Below are 1389 nucleotides of genomic sequence, written 5' to 3' on the forward strand. Positions count from 1 at the left end.
GGTCGCGGTAATCCTTGAGGATCGCCAGCAGGCGGTCGCTGGCGTCGCGTTCGTGCAGGAACACCGGCAGGCGCAGCTCGGCAGCCAGCGCCAGCTGTGCCTCCAGGGCTTTTTCCTGGAGTGGGCGAGGCGAGAAGTCGCGGTTGAAATCCAGGCCGCATTCACCCACGGCGCGTACCCGTGGTTCACTCAACAGCTGGCGCAACTGGCGCTCGCTGCCGGCATCCCAGGCCTTGGCATCGTGGGGGTGCACGCCTGCGGTGGCGAACAGGTGCGCGCCGCTGGCATCCAGTTGCTGGCAAAGCTCCAGCGCCTGTTCGCTGACCGCCAGGCTGGTGCCCGTGAGCACCATCTGCATGACCCCGGCTTCGAGGGCACGCTCGACGATTGCCGCCTGCTGGTCGTGGAAACTGCTGTTGGTCAGGTTGACGCCGATATCGATCAGTTGCATGGTGCTACCTCGTGCCGCGGGGCGGCCAGCATAACAAAAACCGTGTTTTTCTGAAAAAACCAAGAACTTCATGCTGTTGCCGTGGTCTTTTACCGTCATTTCTCTCCTGGCGGTGCAACCCCATGGATGCCGCCCACCGACCACGGACACGTTTCGCATGCAGCGATGCTGGCTCATTTTCCTGCTGACGCTTGGGCTGACCTTGCCCGGGCCTGCCCACGCGCGCGCGCCAGGCCCGCAGCAGAACATTGCGCCGGCCAAGGTCCGTGACCTGCAACAGATTCGCGCCAGCCAGGTGCTGCGGGTGCTGGTCAACCAGAGCCGCAACAGCTCCGGTGAGGTCAAGGGTGAGCCGGTCGGCATCGAATACTATCGCCTGCGTGCCCTGGAACATTATCTCAATGCCCGCGCCGCCGACGGCCAGGAGATCCAGCTCAAGCTGATCCCGCGTGCCAAGGAGCAACTGTTGGGCGCCCTGGCCCGTGGCGAGGGTGACCTGGCCGCGCCGGGCGAGCTGCTGGACCCCGCTGTAGTGCGCGGGGTCAGCAGCAGCGCACCGGTGCTCGACCGTGTGCAGTTGCTGCTGGTGGGGCGCAAGGGCGAGCGCAGCTTCAGCCATGTCGAGCAGTTGTCCGGGCGTACCGTGGCCCTGACCAGCGCCAGTGCCGCCGGCCCGTTGATCCAGCAAATCAACCAGCAACTGGCGCTGCGCAAGCGCGCACCGATCAAGGTTGAGTGGGTCGACTCGACCCTGGCGGTGGAGGACGTGCTGGAAATGGTCCAGGCCGGCATCTATCACCTGACCATGGTCGAGCAGCCGATCGCCCGGCGCTGGGCCCGGGTGATGCCGCGCCTGCGCCTGGACAGCCGCGTGCAGCTGGGGGCGCCGCAAGCCATGCGTTGGTATGTTGGGCACGATGCACCGCAGTTGCTGGCCA

At 65.8% G+C, this 1389-nt stretch carries 1 protein-coding gene and 1 pseudogene; one reads left to right on the forward strand and one right to left on the reverse strand.

The annotated features are described in order from the left end of the window. Nucleotides 1–451 (reverse strand): TatD family hydrolase (locus JV551A3_RS11785; RefSeq protein ID WP_205125944.1); only part of this gene is annotated, 451 nt, incomplete at its 3' end. A 157-nt stretch (nt 452–608) separates the two neighbouring features. On the opposite strand from JV551A3_RS11785, the pseudogene JV551A3_RS11790 reads away from it, so the two are divergent. Next, nucleotides 609–1389, forward strand: a pseudogene (locus tag JV551A3_RS11790) (transglycosylase SLT domain-containing protein); the annotation flags it as partial.

Origin of the sequence: Pseudomonas inefficax (assembly GCF_900277125.1) — a bacterium.
GTDB classification, from domain to species: Bacteria; Pseudomonadota; Gammaproteobacteria; order Pseudomonadales; family Pseudomonadaceae; genus Aquipseudomonas; species Aquipseudomonas inefficax.